The organism is Nostoc sp. FACHB-152 (assembly GCF_014697475.1).
Lineage (GTDB): Bacteria > Cyanobacteriota > Cyanobacteriia > Cyanobacteriales > Nostocaceae > Nostoc_B.
Map to the genome: position 1 here is coordinate 1 of NZ_JACJRV010000046.1, position 19161 is coordinate 19161.

The 19161-nt window shown below is 36.9% G+C and carries 12 protein-coding genes and 1 pseudogene; 8 read left to right on the forward strand and 5 right to left on the reverse strand.

The annotated features are described in order from the left end of the window. Positions 1–72: 72 nt before the first annotated feature. The 3 genes and pseudogenes from H6G76_RS23610 to H6G76_RS23620 form a co-directional block, all read right to left on the reverse strand. On the reverse strand, positions 73–213 hold the full coding sequence (locus H6G76_RS23610; RefSeq protein WP_190706380.1) for a DUF6361 family protein: 141 nt from the start codon (positions 211–213) through the stop codon (positions 73–75). 87 nt (positions 214–300) lie between these two features. Then, positions 301–432: pseudogene (locus H6G76_RS23615) on the reverse strand (RRXRR domain-containing protein); the annotation flags it as partial. Positions 433–711: 279 nt separating this feature from the next. Further along, entirely contained in the window at positions 712–1299 is a 588-nt protein-coding gene (locus H6G76_RS23620) for a hypothetical protein (RefSeq protein WP_190706383.1), read from the reverse strand. A 233-nt stretch (positions 1300–1532) separates the two neighbouring features. On the opposite strand from H6G76_RS23620, the gene H6G76_RS23625 reads away from it, so the two are divergent. The 8 genes from H6G76_RS23625 (at position 1533) to H6G76_RS23660 (ending at position 14541) form a co-directional block, all read left to right on the forward strand. After that, positions 1533–2513 carry a hypothetical protein gene (locus tag H6G76_RS23625; RefSeq protein ID WP_242056499.1) on the forward strand — a complete coding sequence of 327 codons (981 nt, stop codon included), beginning with the start codon at positions 1533–1535 and terminating at the stop codon, positions 2511–2513. 20 nt (positions 2514–2533) lie between these two features. Then, the gene (locus H6G76_RS23630; protein ID WP_190706386.1) at positions 2534–3355 is read left to right on the forward strand and encodes a hypothetical protein; all 822 of its coding nucleotides are present in this window, start codon (positions 2534–2536) and stop codon (positions 3353–3355) included. Between the two features lie 13 nt (positions 3356–3368). Beyond that, entirely contained in the window at positions 3369–4220 is an 852-nt protein-coding gene (locus H6G76_RS23635) for a hypothetical protein (protein ID WP_190706389.1), read from the forward strand. A gap of 339 nt (positions 4221–4559) precedes the next feature. Beyond that, positions 4560–4808: a DNA-binding transcriptional regulator gene (locus H6G76_RS23640; RefSeq protein ID WP_190706392.1), complete on the forward strand. Its 249-nt coding sequence runs from the start codon at positions 4560–4562 to the stop codon at positions 4806–4808. 93 nt (positions 4809–4901) lie between these two features. Beyond that, positions 4902–5105: a hypothetical protein gene (locus H6G76_RS23645; RefSeq protein WP_190706395.1), complete on the forward strand. Its 204-nt coding sequence runs from the start codon at positions 4902–4904 to the stop codon at positions 5103–5105. Positions 5106–5428: 323 nt separating this feature from the next. Beyond that, the gene (locus H6G76_RS23650; RefSeq protein WP_190706397.1) at positions 5429–7999 is read left to right on the forward strand and encodes a sacsin N-terminal ATP-binding-like domain-containing protein; all 2571 of its coding nucleotides are present in this window, start codon (positions 5429–5431) and stop codon (positions 7997–7999) included. After that, entirely contained in the window at positions 7992–13871 is a 5880-nt protein-coding gene (locus H6G76_RS23655; protein ID WP_190706399.1) for a DarT ssDNA thymidine ADP-ribosyltransferase family protein, read from the forward strand. The genes H6G76_RS23650 and H6G76_RS23655 overlap by 8 nt, the downstream gene beginning before the upstream one ends. Continuing rightward, positions 13852–14541: a macro domain-containing protein gene (locus tag H6G76_RS23660; protein WP_190706402.1), complete on the forward strand. Its 690-nt coding sequence runs from the start codon at positions 13852–13854 to the stop codon at positions 14539–14541. Before H6G76_RS23655 ends, H6G76_RS23660 begins: the two co-directional genes overlap by 20 nt. Positions 14542–14735: 194 nt before the next feature. On the opposite strand, the gene H6G76_RS23665 is transcribed toward H6G76_RS23660, so the two are convergent. Then, positions 14736–16187 (reverse strand): hypothetical protein, encoded by a 1452-nt coding sequence (locus tag H6G76_RS23665; protein WP_190706404.1) that lies wholly within the window; start codon positions 16185–16187, stop codon positions 14736–14738. Beyond that, positions 16184–18505, reverse strand: a complete 2322-nt coding sequence (locus tag H6G76_RS23670; protein WP_199337501.1) for a Piwi domain-containing protein — start codon at positions 18503–18505, stop codon at positions 16184–16186. Before H6G76_RS23670 ends, H6G76_RS23665 begins: the two co-directional genes overlap by 4 nt. Positions 18506–19161 lie beyond the last annotated feature (656 nt).

Here is a 19161-nt window from a genome sequence, read left to right on the forward strand (position 1 = left end):
GCATCTTTGAGTTGCTCACAGTATAAGTTCACCCTATCATTGCTGTGTCTATTTTTGGATCTTATTTAATTCTCAATCCTCAGCTAACGCATCACGCACTGAGCCAACACCTAGTTCATCTCTGGTAGTCTTTTCGTTGAACAGGCTGATAACATCAAGCATTTTGCGCTTGTCTTGTTCTGAGTAGTCCAACCAGCTAAAGGATGAAGCCATTTAAAAAATGATAATCTTTAATCTTTTTATTAGAGTTCCCTATTCTCTGTATAAAATTTCAAACTGGTAGTTGGGAATTTTACATTGCACAAGAGTGAAAGGAAATTGTCGGTAAATTGCTGCTTTATTTTTGTTAAGTAACTCTCGCGCTCTCGCGGAATGAATTGGGTTTAATGGTTGTTTATTGGTGTCAACAAGAAAAACATAATTGGTTTGCATTTCTGCATCTCCTTACGGGTAAAGTTTGCCTCGTTCATGTTTACGATCGGTAACTATCCAAATTGCACGGTCCTAAACCTCCTCAGACGTTTAACAATCTGGTTTCAGAGCCTGGGGCTGGCACGCACCCCAAGGTGAGTTCTTAAACGCTTGTCGTAAACGTAGTCCTTTAATGGACTTGAACTGGTCAACTAGAGTTAACTGCAAGCCCTTGCCTTATAGGGGTTTGCACTCAACGGTTAGGTCGTTGACTTACCTATTTCAGTCACTGCAAATAATTCAAGCTGCTTGTTTGTCCCAAGCTTTTGATGATTTGGAGATAGCAGCCAAGGCATAGCCCAAGGTGTGCTTGTGAATTTTGGGCATTTTGTGAAACGACATATCCTGACCCCAATCTTGGACTGACTTGGTGCCAATATGTAATACTTGCGTGAGGGTTTTGACACAAGTTACACGAAAATTGGCGTGAGAAACAGTTTGCAGTATTTGCTGTTCAGTTAACCCTTCAAGGAGTATTCTTTCAAGAAAGGTTTGAGCATCTACTTCCGGTGCGTTGTATTCTCCTCTCAAGATGCTTTTTAGCTGGTTTGGTATGATTTCGGCCGCGTGAATGTAAGCAAGTGAAATTTTGCAGTAGTTGGGTATTCCGTCAAAATTGAGATCGCTTCCCCATTTACGAACTGTTGGTCTTTGTACCCCTAAGACTGCACATAGTACAGTGATACATTTTTTGCGGTATTGTGAGTCGGTTTCTTCTTCCAGCAGTTCTCCTGCATTGAGTTCGGCGATACTAAAACAGTGGCGTAAGAACTGCCTGGGTTCTAAGGCTTCTTTGGGAAGATTTTTGAGGATTTCGCAGTATTTCATATTCAATTCGTGCAGAAATTTTGATTGAAATAGGTGTTTTTCTGCCATCTCAACTTTTTTGTGCTTTTGGTTGAAGAATACCAAATTAACTAATTATGTATGTGGTTTATTTACATTTTGTAACTATTTAGCAGTGTAAAAATATTTTTACACTGCTAAATAGTTACGTTTGTTAACGTTTTTGCATACAAAGGCTTCAAATATGCTTTGTGGTTCCGATAAACTGAAGTAACATGAGTAAACAACAGCCCGAACAAAACCCAAAGCTACCTCCGAAGCGCGGTCGTCCTGTAGATGCAGAGAAAGATCGCGTGACAGTCCATATTAATGTTGATATGCGGAGTCAAATTGAGAAGTTAATACCTGACATGGGTAAAAGCTTGTCAATGGTAGTTAGGAACTTAGTGAATTTGGGTTTAGAGCTTGTTGGTTTATCTCAAAAGGGGCTTACTGCTCCTCGGTCAGGTAATTTGGAGGAGTGGCTTGCGAGTTATACGTCTTTGGGAACTGAGCTGCTTATAGCCTGTGAAACTTTAAATTTATCAGCTCCAAAATCAGGACAAATAGCTATTTGGCTTTTAGACAAAATGGCTTTTGGGTCAAATGACCCTCAAATCATTAATGAAGAAGATACTGGTACAAAGCTTTTAGAAAGAATTCGTTTAGGAAAGAAATTACAAACATTTAGCCTTGAACAAGGCATAGAATTACCTGAAAATGAGGAATTTGCTACTTGGTTGGGGCAGCTATATACTAATGCTGTTATTGGGCAAGAGTTTTTAGCTGCTTGTCAGACGCTGGGTTTGCAGTTACCAGAGACAGGAAAACTACAGGAATGGTTACAAGATTTGGTGGAGCGATCGCGCAGCCTGTCTACAGTAGAATCCCAATTATCAAATGAGTTATTAGAAGAATGTGAGCGATTGGGGATAGATCCGCCAAAACCTGGTGAGGTTGGAGCGTGGCTACAAAATACCCGCCCTGCGGTATTTGAGGAGCCAATGCACGAACATAGGTTACCTTTTACAGATGATGGTTTGCCTTTAGGGGGGTCGCAACCGTTTTTGGAGCATTTACTGACGCTAAATGCACCGCCAACAGAAGATGAGGAGTATGACATTGCTAATAGGTTTGGTGTAGACCCAGCGCATCTGAAGGAACTCATATCGCGTATGAGATTTGACAGGAACGGACAGACAAATAATTGTCATTAATTTGCTGAGGGGATAAATGCATGGATGCCATTGAAGATTCCTCAACATTGTGGACTTTATTATCTAGACCTGGATGGGAGATTAAGCCGAATCCAGTAAAGCATTTACTCAAAATTAAAGCTCCTGACTACCAGGAAGCATTAATACTTTATACTAACTATCGAAAATTTCTAGCGACGTGGGCAGCGTCTCTCAACTGTACCTGTGCTTTGATTGGAATTCAGGGGATGCGCGGATCTGCATTTAAAATTCTTGCAGCAACGCCAGCATCGCAGCAGAAGTTATACGAAGACTTAATTTTTGCAAGCTTACAAAAGTCGGTTCGTCTTGAATCTAATGGACTGGCCGAAAGCGATCGCTACGCCCACCGCAGGCATCGCTACTTTGAGGATAATATCTACGAATCTCCAGGCTTTTACATTGCCGAAACTTTTTTGTACCCTGAACTCAGACCAATTGTTGATGAAGTATTTTCAAACCCAGAAAAGAAACTTGCTTTAACACGAATGTCTGACAATTTTCAATTGATCGTGTCTGCATCAGCAGCACGGGCAATGAGTTCTGACTCACAAGATGTGGTGCGTCGTCGAACCACAGATTTTTGGCACGCTAGAGACTACCAGATTTTCATACAGAAGTTTGAGCAAGATGGTAGCACAGGTTTTGAAATCACTTACCAGGCAACGACAAATTTGCCCAAGACTAATCCTTTAGCAGCGTGGGCACAGTTTACTACGAGTTATAGGTTTTTTGAGATTGATATAGGCGGGCGCAGGGAAGTTTACCGTTTGGGCGAAGGTAAAGACATTACACCCATCAGTCGTCCCAAGGTTGTTTCATAATTAGCGAGGTTTTATGGCAGTAAGATTCCTAGAAAACAAGGGCAGTGGCAATATCCTAGAGATTAGTAAAGCTAGGCTTTTAGAACTTACTCCTAATGTTTATCCCCTTACTTGGGAAGCCATTCTTTCAGGTAAAGGTGGTAGTGTAGCTATTTTGGGTGCAGGTTTTGCCGAGCGAGAAGTTTTTTTTGGTTTTGAAGAAGTTGACCTAACGCGCTACCAACTTCCGACAATCGACTGTTACGACATTGCTACTAATCCGCCAGAAAAGTTTTTAGCTTTACGCAGCCAATACCCAAACCTACAGCTAAATTATTTTTGCGATCGCAATTTAGCAGAACTTGAACTGACAAAACTTTACGCTCCTAATAGCCTACGGCTAGTTTCAGTTCATGGAGTATTAGATTACTTACAATCAGATGCGGTTACCAAAACATTACTTGATATTGTGAAAGTACAGCCAGAGGCAATATCGATACGCCTATTTTTAATAGGTAACCCGTGGTCGCGGAATTTTGCAAGTATAGAGCAACTGGCAATGGAATTAAATTCAATTGAAATTATTATAAGTGGCTTAGTTAAGTCGATTGACTTTGATGTATTTTGTAGTACAGGTGTGATGCAATTAAATATTTCAGACAAGGATAAAATTGAACATAATTTATTACCAAGTTATGGCGCATCCCATGTCATGCCTGATAAATTAGTTGCTTATTTAATTAATCAAGGATATCAACTTATTGCAACTGATGTGTACTCACTTTCAAGTCAAGATTTACAAGGAGATAAATTGGAAAATACCAATAGTAATAAAAATGTATCTTTAGATAATCCACATGGAATGTTGTTATTTTTTAAAAGATAAAACACTCATTTTAATCGAGCTAATCAACGAAAATAAATCCGTCTATAAGGACAATTTATGAAATAATTTTGGTAATTAATATTGGCGGCTGAGGTTAAGTAATTGATTCTGGTGATCCGCGATGGCTGCGCCAATGTCTTCTACGAACGCGCGACAAAAGAGCGTTTATTTGCGTCTTCCTACTTATCACTTAAATAATTCCTTAATAAAAGCAAGAAATTTTACTATAAAAATACAAATATCGCGTATTTACTGATGAATGCTCAGGTTTCGCATGGTTAATATGTAGCAAATAATATAGCATCAGCTACTTAAGCTAGTGGATCAAGTAGAAGTTAAATGAGTATCAAAAAACCCTTGGCTATCAACCAGCCAGAGGTGGGGCAGATCATTCATAATTTGCGGCTTGCCTTCAAGCTTACGCAAGAACAATTTGCAGCCACTGTAGGCGTTACTTATACCACGATAAATCGTTGGGAAAATGGACGCTCTAAACCGTCACCGATGGCGATGAAGCTTATTGAGCAGAAGCTTGATGAGATGGGCAGTAAGGGTCAGGATTTATTGGCTAAGTATTTACCGAATTAACTGTTTGCTCAGTTTTAGTATGGGTGGTAGTTAGACGAAAAATTTTAATTAGTTCACCAACCTACACTTTTTTACATGGCAAGTGAGAAAAACATGAATCCTAAAGAAACCTGCCCAAAGAAAATACTTGATGCCATGCAGAAAATAAATACTAAATGGCACGGTTTTTATGATTCTTTTAATGGTGGTACATTTCCACTTTCGGAATTACCAAACTTTGCAAATGATTTTGATGAGATAGTTTTTGAATTTTGCGAGTCAGTTCATGAAGCAGAGGAAGAATTGTTAGAGGAATAATTACTGCGCTCGCCCCACCCAATCAAACGTTCACGTAGTGTCTTGCAGAGAATAAATCTACTATGACCTACTGGCTATTTTAAAGCAACCTCGAATATTACCGCATCATAGATGGCAGGCATCTGCGACTTTAAGCAGATGCTTTGGTTTGTAATACGCTATGCAAAGGATATGGTCGCTGGTGATGGGGTGCTGATTTGGAAATTTGGGGTCAGGCTGGAGTATATGCCATAGCAGAGATTATCGAATCACTAAGTAATCTAAAAACCCAATTTCAACATTCTTGACCATTTCCAATTACAAAAACAAAAAGAGTATTAAGTATGGCAGGTTATCAAATTCCACCTGGAACAATTGTCAATAATATCAAAAGTTTATTGCGTGAGAGATATAAGCAAGGCTTTCCTATCATTAAAGAAATAATTCAAAATGCCAATGATGGACGAGCTACAACTTTAGAGTTTGGAATAGTGAAAGAACTGGGAGATGCAGTTAAGCATCCCCTTTTAAAGATACCAGGACTCTTTTTCCTCAATAATGGTACATTTTCTAAATCTGATAAAGAATCTATATCTTGCTTTGGCATTGATGCTAATGCTAAAGATAAAGGGAAAATAGGTAAATTTGGACTTGGACAAAAGAGTATTTTTCATTTTTGTGAAGCCTTCTTTTATATTGCTCGTTCTCAGGATATTCAAGAAGGTTGCGGTGAATTTATTAATCCTTGGGCTAATCGTGATGGAATTGATTCTAAACGCCCAGAGTGGGGAGAAATTTCTCTTGAAGATCGCCAGTTTTTAGAAAATTATTTAATTCAGCAAAACTTAGTAAACCCTACATCTAATTACTTTTTATTATGGATACCACTGCGCCAAAGAATGCCAGATGAACGTTGTATTTTGGCTAACTATTATAATGATGCCAAATCAGTGGAATCCAACCTCCCTGAAGACATGAAAATGAGGATTGGGCAATTATTACCCTTGTTACGTCATATTAGAAAAGTTAGATATTGGCTAGAAAATAATAGTGGTTCTCTTCAAGCGCAATTTTCCGTTACTTTAGATAGCTATAATCCATGCGAACGCTGTATTTATCCAAATTCAGAAAGTAAAACAATACAACAAGATGAACACGATTTGCAAGGGAGAATTATCATTAGTGCCGATGCAACAGGAATCCGGTTTGCAGGTAAAGAACGAATTTTACCAGAGAGTGACTTTTCATTACTACTAGGTCAAGATTCAGAAAGCGTATCAAATACTTTTTGGGATGATTTACAACAGTCACCTTATTGGACAAAAAGAGTATCAATTAATGAATTGGCAGAATCAGAAAGTATACCTGATAAATCAATCCCTCATTGTGCTGTGGTTTTTACCAAGCAATCTCTAAACAATAGACATAAAGCTAGGTTATTACTGCAATGGTCAGTTTTTCTGCCTTTAGCCAGTGATGAAACTAGTTATAGTTCAGAGGGAGCCGAACAAGAAGCCTACGAAGTCATTGATTGCAAAGGCGACCAAGATTATACAATTTTTTTACATGGCTATTTCTTTCTTGATTCTGGTAGAAAATATATTGAGGGATTGCAAAAAATTCGCACTGATGGGTTCGTGCAAAAGGCTCCTACGAATGAAGATGAAATGATAGCTCAGTGGAATTATTTGTTGGCTACTAAAGGAACTTTAAAACTTTTTCTTCCTTCATTTGAAAAATTTGTGAAAACTCATAGTTTATCTACTCCAGATATATCTAATCTTTCGGAAGCAATTTTTCGATCGCAGTTATTCAAAAGTAAAGTATACAAACAGAGTATTTGTAGCGAGGCTCAGTGGGTATTTAGGATTAAATCATCTGGTAGTGCTTGGGAACTAATTCCGGTTAATGCAAAGGTGCGATCGCTACCTGGTGTTCCCCCCAACTGGGAAATCTTCCCTGGATTAAGCAATTTAGAAGAAAAGTATTATTTAATTGACAAAGAACAACCTAACCTCCTATCTAATGAAATATTAGTAGATTGGCAAAAGCAAGAAATTATTAATTTACTGACATCGTTAGATTTAAATTTACTTTTTGCTCAACCAAAAAATGTCAATTACTTTGTGAATTTTCTCAGCCAAAATAAGAAACTTATTGGGCAATCTGAAATTCAAACCTGCCTAATAAATATACTTCGACAAGCATTTATAACCATTGGTGTCCAAAACCTCCAACAAGAGCAATTCAATGAAGCTGTTAAAAAAATAGTTGCATTAATTCATCCTGAAAAAAGGTTGAAACTTAAAAAAGTTACTTATAGTGGGCAAGCTATACAACTTGTTTTAAACGCATTATATCAGCTAGATATTGAACAACCACTATTAATTTATGAATTATTTGAGTCAAATTCCTCTGCTAGTACTGGCTCTTTGAGTAATGAACAAGTAAAACTTACTCTAACTTGTCTTAGTCAATTATTAAAAACTGCAACTACCCAGACGGTAGCTAAAGAAATTATTGAGCAAATTATTGAGCAGATTAATTCGCTGGAAACTGTTTTAAACCTTGTCTCGAATCTAGCTTTATTTTTTGGGTATAATCATCACCTGAATAAAACCTATATTTACTCCTACTTAGATTTACAAAAATCCAAGCAAAAATATTTGTTGTTTCGAGGTACTAAAAGAGACTATGAAACAGCGATCGCAACTGCTATAAAAGTAGCCTTGCCTGAATGCAGACTAATTTTCATAGAACCAAAAATTTCGCAGATTTTAGAAAAAACTAGCACCTTAAAAGCTATCCCTAAATTGGAGCCTCAAAGTTGCTTACAGCTTTTAGCTACAAAACCAGATTTAGGCAATTCCAGCCAACGAAGCAATTTATTGAAGGAGTTAATTAATCATGTCTAAGCAATTGCGTTACTTGTTACATGGAAATAAAGAAAAATACGAAGATATTACAACTCCTTTATATATCACTTCGCAAGAAAGTACAGTATGGCAAAAAGTTGGACAACAGGTTTTACAAATACGAGGTGAAGATTGGCGATTAATTGATCCGCTCATTGTTGAGTATATTCCCTCGGCTAAACGCCAAATACTGGGAATTAAATTATTACAAACTGAAGAAGTTGTAGATTTAATTCGTGAATTAGGAGCAGACTGTGTAGATGGGAATTTACTAGAAGCATCTGAGAGATATGAGCTATTGCGCTATATTAGGCAAAGACCTAGTAATCAAGAGTTATGGAAATCTCTAAAACTCCATGAAACAGTCAATGGGGAGCTAGTTTCTATTGAATCTGGCAAAATGTATTTAGAAAATCCAGATTTTACCCTTGATGAACGCCTGAAAAAATATATTATATTGATTCGCCAAAATAAACAAGAAATAGACCAAGAGTGGATTCCATTTTGGACTCCAGATGAAGCAATAGCAAAAATTATCAATTTGACCAATCCTGAAAAATATTATAATTTAATTTTGAATGCTCTGCCACAATTGTCTACATTAGAAAAAGATAAATGGGAAAGTGAACTAAAAAATCTTCAGTGGTTAGTGGATGTAGATAGTAAACCAATACAACCACGAGATGTAATTAAATTACCAATAAATTTAGTACGACATCAACAGATGATCTGTACTTTAGATAATACCAAATATGGTGAACTATCTTTAAATCCCAGTATAAAAAATCATCCAGCATATAGTTATGTCAAAAAACTCTTTACCGTTTGGAAGACAGAAACTATCCTGGAACAAATTTTCGCTCGACCGAAAAAAACATTAGATTATTGGCGTGATTTTCTACCAGTAATTTTAGACGCATTACAAGATATAGATATTTCTAAGAACCCAACATTAGAAACATTACTCACAACAGAAAGATGGCTAGTTTCTACTGATAAGCTAATTGCTCCTCAACAGGTAATTGAGATTGTATCCAAAGAAATTAGTAAACATTTATTTACATTGGTTGAGATAAGTGAAGGTGAATATGCAGAACTATCACTTCTATCCCCAGATGTCCAAAATCACGATAGCTTGAAAATAGTCAAAAATCTGTTTTCTCGATGGAATGAAAATCATGTAATTGAGTTTATTCTGAGTCAGTCTCAACCTTACTTATATTTTGAGATTATTCTGGATGCTTTAAGTAGTGTATTTAGTAATGCAAATAAAAGGCTCTTAAAAGAGAATTATGAACAGCTGAAAATAGCACCTTGGCTTGTAGATATAAATGGAAATGCTGTTTATCCAGAAAATATTCTACATTATCCAGATATAGAAATAGAAATTGAAGAGTTACTATTGAAAATTTCTAGTTCTTACATAACATCTTCACAATTAAATAAACAAATACGTAATTATGAAACTTGTTGGCAATGGTTATCTAAAGAATTATTTTTAACTCAAGAGCAAGTATTGTCAGAAATTGGGACACTTTTAAAACAAGCAGATGACTACCAACTAGGAGAATTTGAAATCAATGAATTTCCATTAGATGAAGTTGTGCAAATCTTTAACAATATAGATGTTAGTTTTTTGCCAGTTTGGAATTTAGTTCAAAGAATTAGCTTAGAAAAATTTCAAAAATATCTACTTTCTAATTTATTAGGTAGAATTGCTGAAGAAAAATTAATTAAAATTCTTCAAAATATTGCTGACTTAAATAATGAACCTGAAGCAATTACGATTAAAGTTTTTAATTGTTACCTAAAATTAGCAATTCAATATAATAGCTTTTCACAAATCATAGGTCAAATTCGTTTACTTAACCATTACAATCAGTGGCAAACACCTGATAATTTAACTTGGGGAAATAGAGAAAATATTGATGGGGCCTATCTTCTCAATAAGGAGCAAACAGCAATTTTGCACCCTTATTTAAAAGATATACAGAAAAATAATTCTTCAAATGCTTTACAAATTTCTGTAACAGCAACAGATGCAACAAACTCTGATGTTCTGCAAAATTACTTTCGGGCTTGGGAACAATATTGTCCTACAGAACCAATAGGTGCATTTTTAACTTTATTATATGGTAATGAAGGCAGTGTTAAAAACCTTGCTCATCTCTATTTAGGTAAACGAAATTTAGGCATCTTACGCCAAAGATTATTTGAGTTTCAACCTGTAGCAAATCGCACCTTTCGTATCTATGTAGGTCAGGCAAGCGATCGCACTAGAGAAGTAGAGTCTATAATGGGCTTTACTTTTAAAGCAAGTCTCGTAAATACTAAAAATCCTCCTCATCTGTTTGTTAACAAACTTGCACCTGATGTTACAGAACTTGAGTTATTACCCATTCAACCTCAACATTTTATTCCCACACAATTAGTAAATATTTTAAAGAACTCTACAAAAATCTTATTGAAAGAAGTTTATGAAGTAACTCCCTCATCACTAAATCAGATTTGGGAAGATTTATTAGAGTCTGATCAACTAGATATCCAAGTAGCGAAAAACTTTTTACTAGAAGGTGCGCCTTATGTAATGAGAATGCTAGGCGCACATGAACGTATTCCTCTGATTAAAACACTTTTGACAAATTGGGATAACTGTCGTCATCAGAGAGCAGAAATAAAGCAGCAAAATCGCTCTGTAGAGAATATCGATAAAAAAATTGAAAATCTGATTTCTGAATTATCTCATTTACTAGAAGATGAATCTTCAGAAAGTGAGGAGCTAAGAAAGCAGTTATTAGAAGCTGTACGAGCCAAGATAAATTTACACGGCTACAGGTGCCAAAGTATTCCATTTGAGTTATTTCAAAATGCTGATGATGCAGTAGTTGAATGGCAGTTTATGTCATCCCAACAAAAACTTAATGATAGTAGAAAGCAATTTATTATTAAATTTGATGATAATAAAATTCAATTCATTCACGTAGGTAGACCAATTGGCTGTTTTCAACATCCTGACCACCCAGAGAAACAATATAGAGATAAAGGATTTGATCGCGACTTAGAAAAAATGTTAACTTTTAATATCTCTGATAAAGGAGAAGGAGTAACAGGGAAATTTGGCTTAGGATTTAAGAGTATTTATCTTGCTTGCAGAAAACCTTATGTATTAAGCAAAAATTTAGGTTTTTCTGTTGAAGGTGGGCTGATACCATCACGCTTAAAAGCACAAAAAGCCAGTGAACTTCGAGGCGATTTTAAACGCTATATCGGTTTATCCGATGCCACAATTATCGAATTGCATCTTGAAGATAATCTAACTTGGCAAAATGTACTTCAAGATTTCCAATCTGTAGCTAATATTTTGTTAGTTTTTTCTAAAGCCATCAAAACCTGCAAATTAGTTGATTTCTATTGTCAAGAAACTACTTTACATTGGAATCCTTCTTCTGTTTTGAATATTCCGACAGTGGAAACAGGTAAATATCAAACTGCAAGTAATACTCAAGATTCAATACTACTATGTCTAAAAACTGGCGGAGAAACAAAAGCCAGTTTAGTTTTAGGTCTATTTGAAAAAAACGGTTGCCTTTATAACGCTTTACCAGAAAAGATACCAACTTTTTGGGTAACAGCACCCACAAGGGAAGAGTTATTTTTAGGTTTTGTTTTGAATGCTAACTTTGACATTACCACAGGCCGAGAAAGTTTAGTGAAGTCTTCAGTTCGTAACCGTGAGTTAGCGCAAGTTATAGGTAAAAATTTAGGAGAAGTTCTTCATAGCCTTTTCCGTGCCAGTGAGGGTAACTGGCAAGCTTTGGCAAAAACTTTTGGTTTTACAAATATTGATGAATATGAGTTTTGGAACTTCTTATGGAAGGAGTTGGCAGTTCGTTGGCAGCAAAAAGACCCCAGTGAAGGAATTGATATTATCAGTAATATGTTGGCGGGCGATCGCGCTATGGGTTATCTCATCACTCGCTGTCAGTCTTTACCCAGTGGTTTGTATGGTCGCTACCGTCAACTCGTCTCACTTGATAATGTGAACTATAAATTAACAGGTAAAATCTCAGAGCAAAACACTTTTTTACAAGTCGCAAATTGGCCAGGGTTTCAGCAACAGTATCAGAATAACCTCATCGCCCGTGATAAATGGCAAGAAGTTAAGAAACTATTAGGAGAGGATTTTGTTCAAACACATTATGTTGTCAATGATTTACGGTTAGTTGATATATTAAAAAATGAAATAGGAAAGAATCAACCAAGAGTGGGGGCATCCCAAGCTATATATGTTGGTAGTCTGATTTCCGAAAATTTTATTAATAACTTTAGTGCAGCTTATGAACTTAATGAACTTCAGAGTTTTTTAAAGACAGTTTACTTTATGTCTAAAGCTGGTAGTTATTTGCCTTGCCAGCAACTATTAATCAGTAATCCCAATGCTATTGAAGAAAAATTGTTAGTTGATTTTGCACCAGATAGCCGCATCCTCCACAGTGAATACAAGGATACTGCTTTAGGTTTCTTCTATGCTTGTCGTTCCCGAAGAGACAGTATTTCCAAAGACGAAATTATTAGATGGGTGCTACAAGCAGCAACTGAAGAGCAGCGTAAAGCTGTATATATATATCTTTTGCAGGGAGAGCAACGAGAAGAAATAGCATCTAGTTTATATGCTAATCGACAGCTTTATTGGTTTGCCAATGATAAACAGATAATAGACATACTTGAGCTTATGGTACTGATTGTCATTGAAAGAGGAGACACTTTACCACCGATAACTATAAATCCGATTCCAGAAGATAAACCAGAAACAGATGACTATAATCCTTTCTTTGAAATTCATACTAATTGTACAGAGGATGATTTTTCTTTACAGAGAACACCAGAACAAATAGAAGAATTTGCACGTAAACTTCAAGCAGGGTTAAATCGTCAAAATTCCTCTTGGAAAGGATACATCTACCACTTTACTCACGTTGAAAATGCTGTTTCAATTCTCACAGATAGAAAACTTCTAGCCAGAAATCTTTGCCGAAAATTCAGCGATTCAGCCGGCGCAAACCTTATTGACCGCACCAGAAGCAATGTAAAAGATTTTGCACGTTTCTATTGCCGACCACAAACTCCAACTCAGTGGCATAATGAGGGGTTGGGCAAACGTAGAGGAAATATTTATGCTCTTTGTCCTGTACCAATTTTCTTCCGCTTCAATCTAAAGCGAGTCCTGGAAACTCATGGCAGCAAATGTGGTATAAGTAGTGGGAATCTTGCAGCTTCAGGCTCTCATTATGGTAACAGTACAACTTTCTTGGAGCAGTGTTTTGATTTTGATCATGTCTATTCTACACTGGCAGTTGGTAAAGAAACTTTTTTGAGAGCATCCCAACAAGAATTTATCGTTCATAGTTACCTCGATTTTACTGAGTTAAATTTAGAGGATATAAGTATTATTTGTCGAACAACTCAGGATAAAGAAACTTTATTAAACCTCATTGGTACAGACTCACAATATGCTAGTCGAGTATTTAAAGAACGAGAAATAGTTGCTGAGGGTAGTTTGTTTTATCATGATAACCCTTATGTATCAATTAAGGACGAGGGAAATTTTATTGATGTCAAAATTGATAACTACGATAAATATGGAAATATCAATGGGGAATTAATTCTGAGTTTTACAGAAGATCCTCCATTTAATCGAGAAATTATTTCGCCGTTCAGAGATATTTCAAGAATTAAACTTGGAGAATATATGAATATTAGTTCATCTCGTCATCTCCAGTTACAATATAAACCTAATACTCGTATGAATATTAAATTTCAAGAAAACAGTCAGGAATGGTTAATTTATACAAATGAGCCTCAAAATTATTAATGGCAATTTATTTACTTCAAATTGTCAAACACTGGTAAACACCGTCAACTGTGTGGGAGTGATGGGTGCAGGTATTGCATTAGAGTTCCGCCTGAGATATCCAGAAATGTATACAGATTATGTAGAAATATGTAATCGAAATTTGATGGATATTGGTAAACTGTGGTTGTATAAATGTGAAAAACATTGGGTTCTTAACTTCCCAACTAAAAAACACTGGAAGAAATCATCAAAGTTAGAATATCTGGAATTGGGTTTGCAAAAATTCGTCGATACCTACATAGAAAAAGAGATAACTTCTATCGCTTTTCCTCTGCTTGGAACACAAAATGGAGGAATTCCCCAAGAGCAATCTCTAGAAATTATGAATAGGTATTTAGGTGAATGTGAATTACCTATAGAAATATATATATACGATCCTCAGACACCTGATGATATATTTAATGAATTAAAAACTATTTTTCTTTCACTATCAGATAGAGAAATTGTAGAGGGAACTGGATTGGCGAAAACATACATTAAAAAAGTCAAGCAAGCAATGCAAGAAGAAAATATATGTAATTTATCTAAATTTCTATCAACGAAAGGAATAGGAATTACTACAGTACAAAAAACTTTACTTCTACTCCAAAAATTTTACCCAACTATCTTACCTAACACTAACCAATAAATTTTCATTCAAAATCTAGGTGCGGAAATATCAGCATTCGAGTTAGGTGTTGTTAGTTGAGGAGACAGATTGCAATACAAACGACATTAGCGATAGCAAGGAACGAACATCAGCTATCCCGAAGGGAATCGCGCGACAAAGGAGCAACTTGACCAAATGCTCAAAACCTGGGACTATTTAATTGGCAGTAGACATCACTCAATTTCAGCTTCCTGCCAACCTTTAATTGCTCCTACAATAAAAGCACCTACAGGATTATCAATGGCTTTCTCGAAAGCTTGAAGGCCACCCTCTCTAACTGCGTTTACAACTCGTTGTTTCCAAGTTGAGTCACTTTCTATACGCTCAATAGCTTTTGTTGCAACTACCATCTGCTCCGTTGTGGTATTGGTGGGGTAAGTCTGCTCTAGCTGTTGCAGAAGCTGTTGAATTTCTGCGGCGGCTTCAGCAAGAGTCTGCTTCTGCTCAGAAGGGTAGTTGTTGATGGTGCCACCAAGTTGATTAGCCTCAACGTTCTCACTATAGCCAACACCAATTGATGCCCCACTTTGATTAATATTTATTTTGCGCTCTGACATAGTTTCTACATAATTTTGATTGTTGCTCATGGTAACATTGCCTCCTGTGATTGTGATTCTTTGATGATTAATTATCTGATTACCAAGTTTCTGTCTCCTTGTATCTATCACCTTAGTTACTACAGCATCAGTATCTGACCGAAGCTGCGATAGAGAGTTCAACAAATCTTGGATATCGTACTCATCACTAATTTCAATTCCTTGATGTGGAGACTGGATCTGCCCAGCAACAAGATGGAAGCGATCGCAAAGAAATTTAATTAATTTCAGTGGTTCTTTTGCACTTTGACCAACTTGACAGTAATCTTCCCAATTTGCCTGAAACACCTGGGTAACACTTTTTTGCAGAGAAAAATATAGTACAGCAGCATGGGAAGTATCATGCACTGAAATAGATGCTGTTATACAACTAGAAAGCAAAGCCTTATCTATTTCGCTCTCAAGGGATTTGAAACCAAGCAGTTGAGCCAAAGATGAATGAACAGTACATATCAACTTGACTAGAGACAGTTCATCAATAGTCATTTCTTCTGGCAGTGGTAGATTTTTTAACTTCCAAGATACCGAAAGAATTTTTGCTGCATAAATGCCAAGGAGAAATGTCCATAATTCGCCATGAGCTAACTTCTGTTCTCCCTCGGCTAACACATCCTGTAACCAACGCAAATTTTGTGAGCTAACCTTTGAGCAAGAGCTAACACCAAGCGATATACCCAATAGTTCTACGGGTCGATAGAAAAACGAAGCGCGATCTGAAGGAAATGCTTCACGAGAGGCTAGCCGCGCCACACCGTTTGCCCAAGCTGACAAAAAACTTTCACCAAAAACTCTACCACAAGCAAGCTCATAACCCACAGCAGCAAGAATAGGTGCTTGATGTAGTCGCCTTGGTTCTAAACTGTTAATTACTGCATCTGTTGCCAAACTAAAAGGTGGCTGGCTATCAGCACGGTAAAAAATATAACGTGCAAAGCCACTGTCTGGTGATTCCCAGTTATAGCTTGCTCTCAGATAATCTGTTAGAAAATCTAATTGATAACCGAAGCTTCTTGCTACTGCATCTGTCATAAAAACCACTTGCTTGCACGAAGTTTTATATTGAGCAATGCAGGTGACCAATCTCGAATATTGCGAAGGCGGGCAAGTAGTTCGGCAATTAGTTCAGAGTAGTAGATAGTGACAGGTTTGCTAGCTGGAAGCAAGGAACGCCACGATAATGATGTAAACTTTAACACTTGTTCAGAAAGATACGTTAAGTCACGATAAGTAGACTGTGGGTGTAGGTGAATTAATAAAGGGGTTGGTAGAGGCGATCGCGCCATTTTCACTAATGCTGGGCCGTTAGTACACAAAAGTCGGGTATATCTTCCAAGTTGCACAATTATGCCTCGTTGTGGTGCTAATTGTCCTTTTTTAGCACCATCTTTGAGAGAAATACCTTGTTGTGACTTATCTAGCAGAGTAAACGGGTGTTCGTGAGAAACTGTTAGGAAAGCAAATTCAATATTTTGTTCTTCTCCAACCTCTGCAACGCACTGTGCCACAATATCTGCAACATCAAGGTTCTTGAAAGGTCTTGCAGCATGAAATACAAGGCGAATAGTATCTCCTGGTTGCCAACCGTTGCGTCGCTTAATGTCCTGTAAGATTGATACAGTAGATGTTTTCAAAATATTTGGATATTCAGAATAAGAACACTCTTGGGAAAGATTGCCCAAGAGGTAGTTCCCATCACCTCTAAAAACTGTTGTGATACCTACAAACCTTTGTCGCTCAAAGAAGCGACTCCCAGAAAGTTCACAGTTTCCTATGCCAATGACCAGTTCATCGCTAATCGTCAGATCATGATCTACTGTCCACGGCAACCCGTTCATTTTGGCGTAGAGAGCAACACTGAGATTTTGCAGCGTGTATTGCAATGAATAACGTGATTGCCCCAGAGTAGATGCCCGAATACCTTGCACAGGGATTCCAGCCATTAGTAACAGAGCTTTGGACTGAAGATATGGATTCTCTGAGTCTGGAAGCCTTGCGTGTTCGTCTAAGACAATAACGATAGCTGCATCTGGCATGGTTTTTTCTAAAACCTGCGCCACAGCTTCTCTATAAGCGACTGCTGGCGGTTTCTGTTTACTATTGAGCCAGGGAATTTGCCGCAGAGTCAACTTAGGATTAACAAGACCAAAAATTTTGGCAAATCCACCTGAGTATTTGGAGTTTTCCTCCCAATATTCAATCCCATCTTGAAATACTTTTTTCTTGATACTAATTCCGTCTCGAAATGATTTTAAAAAATTTTCCACTGCACCCTGAACGGTATCTGGAAAAATAACCAATATTTCAGGGGATTTTTTTGAGAAAATCTCACGGCTAAAAGGCCCGTATTTCTCGATTCCACTCCAAGCATATAAACTTCGTTTTGTTCTGGCTGCATCAAAGCAATACTCTACTGGTGAAGCAGAAATCACTGTTTGGTAACTATCATCATTCACTGCTTCAATACGACCTTTAACATAAGCAGATAAATTGGGTGCAAGCTGCATAGGAGATTTTTTTGCTAGAAAGGTCTCCATGCGAGTCAAAATATTGTCTAGTGCAGGGCCAGTTAAAAAATTAGCTTCTTGAATAAATCTTTCTGATTCAAAGACATCATAATTATCTCCCAGCAATGTTTTAAGGCAACGGACAAAAGACGTTTTGGAGCCTTCTAGCCATACTTCATCTTCATTGATAGAAGTAATCCCATCAAATGATTCTAATAAATTAACCGTTCCTTCACATATATGACTGATTTTTCCAACCAAACGGCGTTGTCCTGGTTGAGGTTGGCGACGAACAACATATAAATCTTGAAGATTCACTCCTGCATTTTGTAGATCGCTCAGGGATGCAAGGATTTCCCAACGAGTTTCTAATCGCAGGAATAGACCAATAAATGTCTCCTCGTGGCGGAGTTCAACCAACTTTGCTTCAAGTGCAAATTTAGGTTTAATTTTGAAGGCAGAAATTAGTGATGGTAAGTCTTTGATTTTAGTAGCAATAGAACTGACTAATTCCTCTTTTTGAGCAAGGAATGTGAAGGGTTTAAATCGAAAAACTGAATATTGGTAAAATATATCTGGCAAGGCACTATTAATGCGATCTGCTAGAAGTTGCAGGTGTTCGTCACACTTCAGTTCAACGGGTTTACCAAAACTTTGTGTTAGCTGAGATACGTTAACTTTAGGAATTCCGTAGACTTTACCAGCTCGCCAATGAAGAAACCAGTCAGGCTGGAGTTGTTCTCGTAATGCTCGTAGTCCTCTATTATCTGGCATATCTTGAACATACGCAGTGAAGGTGTTAGCGGAAAGTTCTACCTTAAATCCGTTGAAGCACATGGACATATCTAACACTTACTTTATATCTGTGAAAATTTTGATGCAGTTTGTACCTCAGTTCCCTTGGTTATCTGAACTAAGTCAAGTACATTAGTACTGGCTAATTATTCTATATTTAACGTATTTATTTACACTTGATAGAATAATGAACTATTCTCTAGATTTTTTTAAGATTTTAAGTTGACTTTTTATAGATAAGCGATCGCTACTACCTACTTTTTAAATAAATAATTGCTAAATTCTATACTTGTACTGAATTCGCCAGAACCCAGTCAAAATTTGCTGCTGAAGATGTTACAGCCAATTGGTGATGTAGTTTAGTGTATTATCAATTATCCTCAAATACTGAAATTGGTAGTGATAACCGTAATCAAAAGTGGAAATTATTGCCTGATTCTTGAGAATTTTTGCGATCGCCTACAATGCGCCCATCATCTCAACAAAGCTCCACATTATTGTCGCCTACCCTTAGCAAGGAAATAATACAGTTAATCAACCCACCCGTTGAGATATACAGGTGATATCTAAGGTAAGCTGCGACTACACAAACTACAGATATCTCTAAGTAAAAAATATGACGCAAATTCCACATTTTGATTTACTGCGTGTGCTTACATAGCAGATGCTTTGCAACACTATTTTGAGAACACATCGTAGAGAAT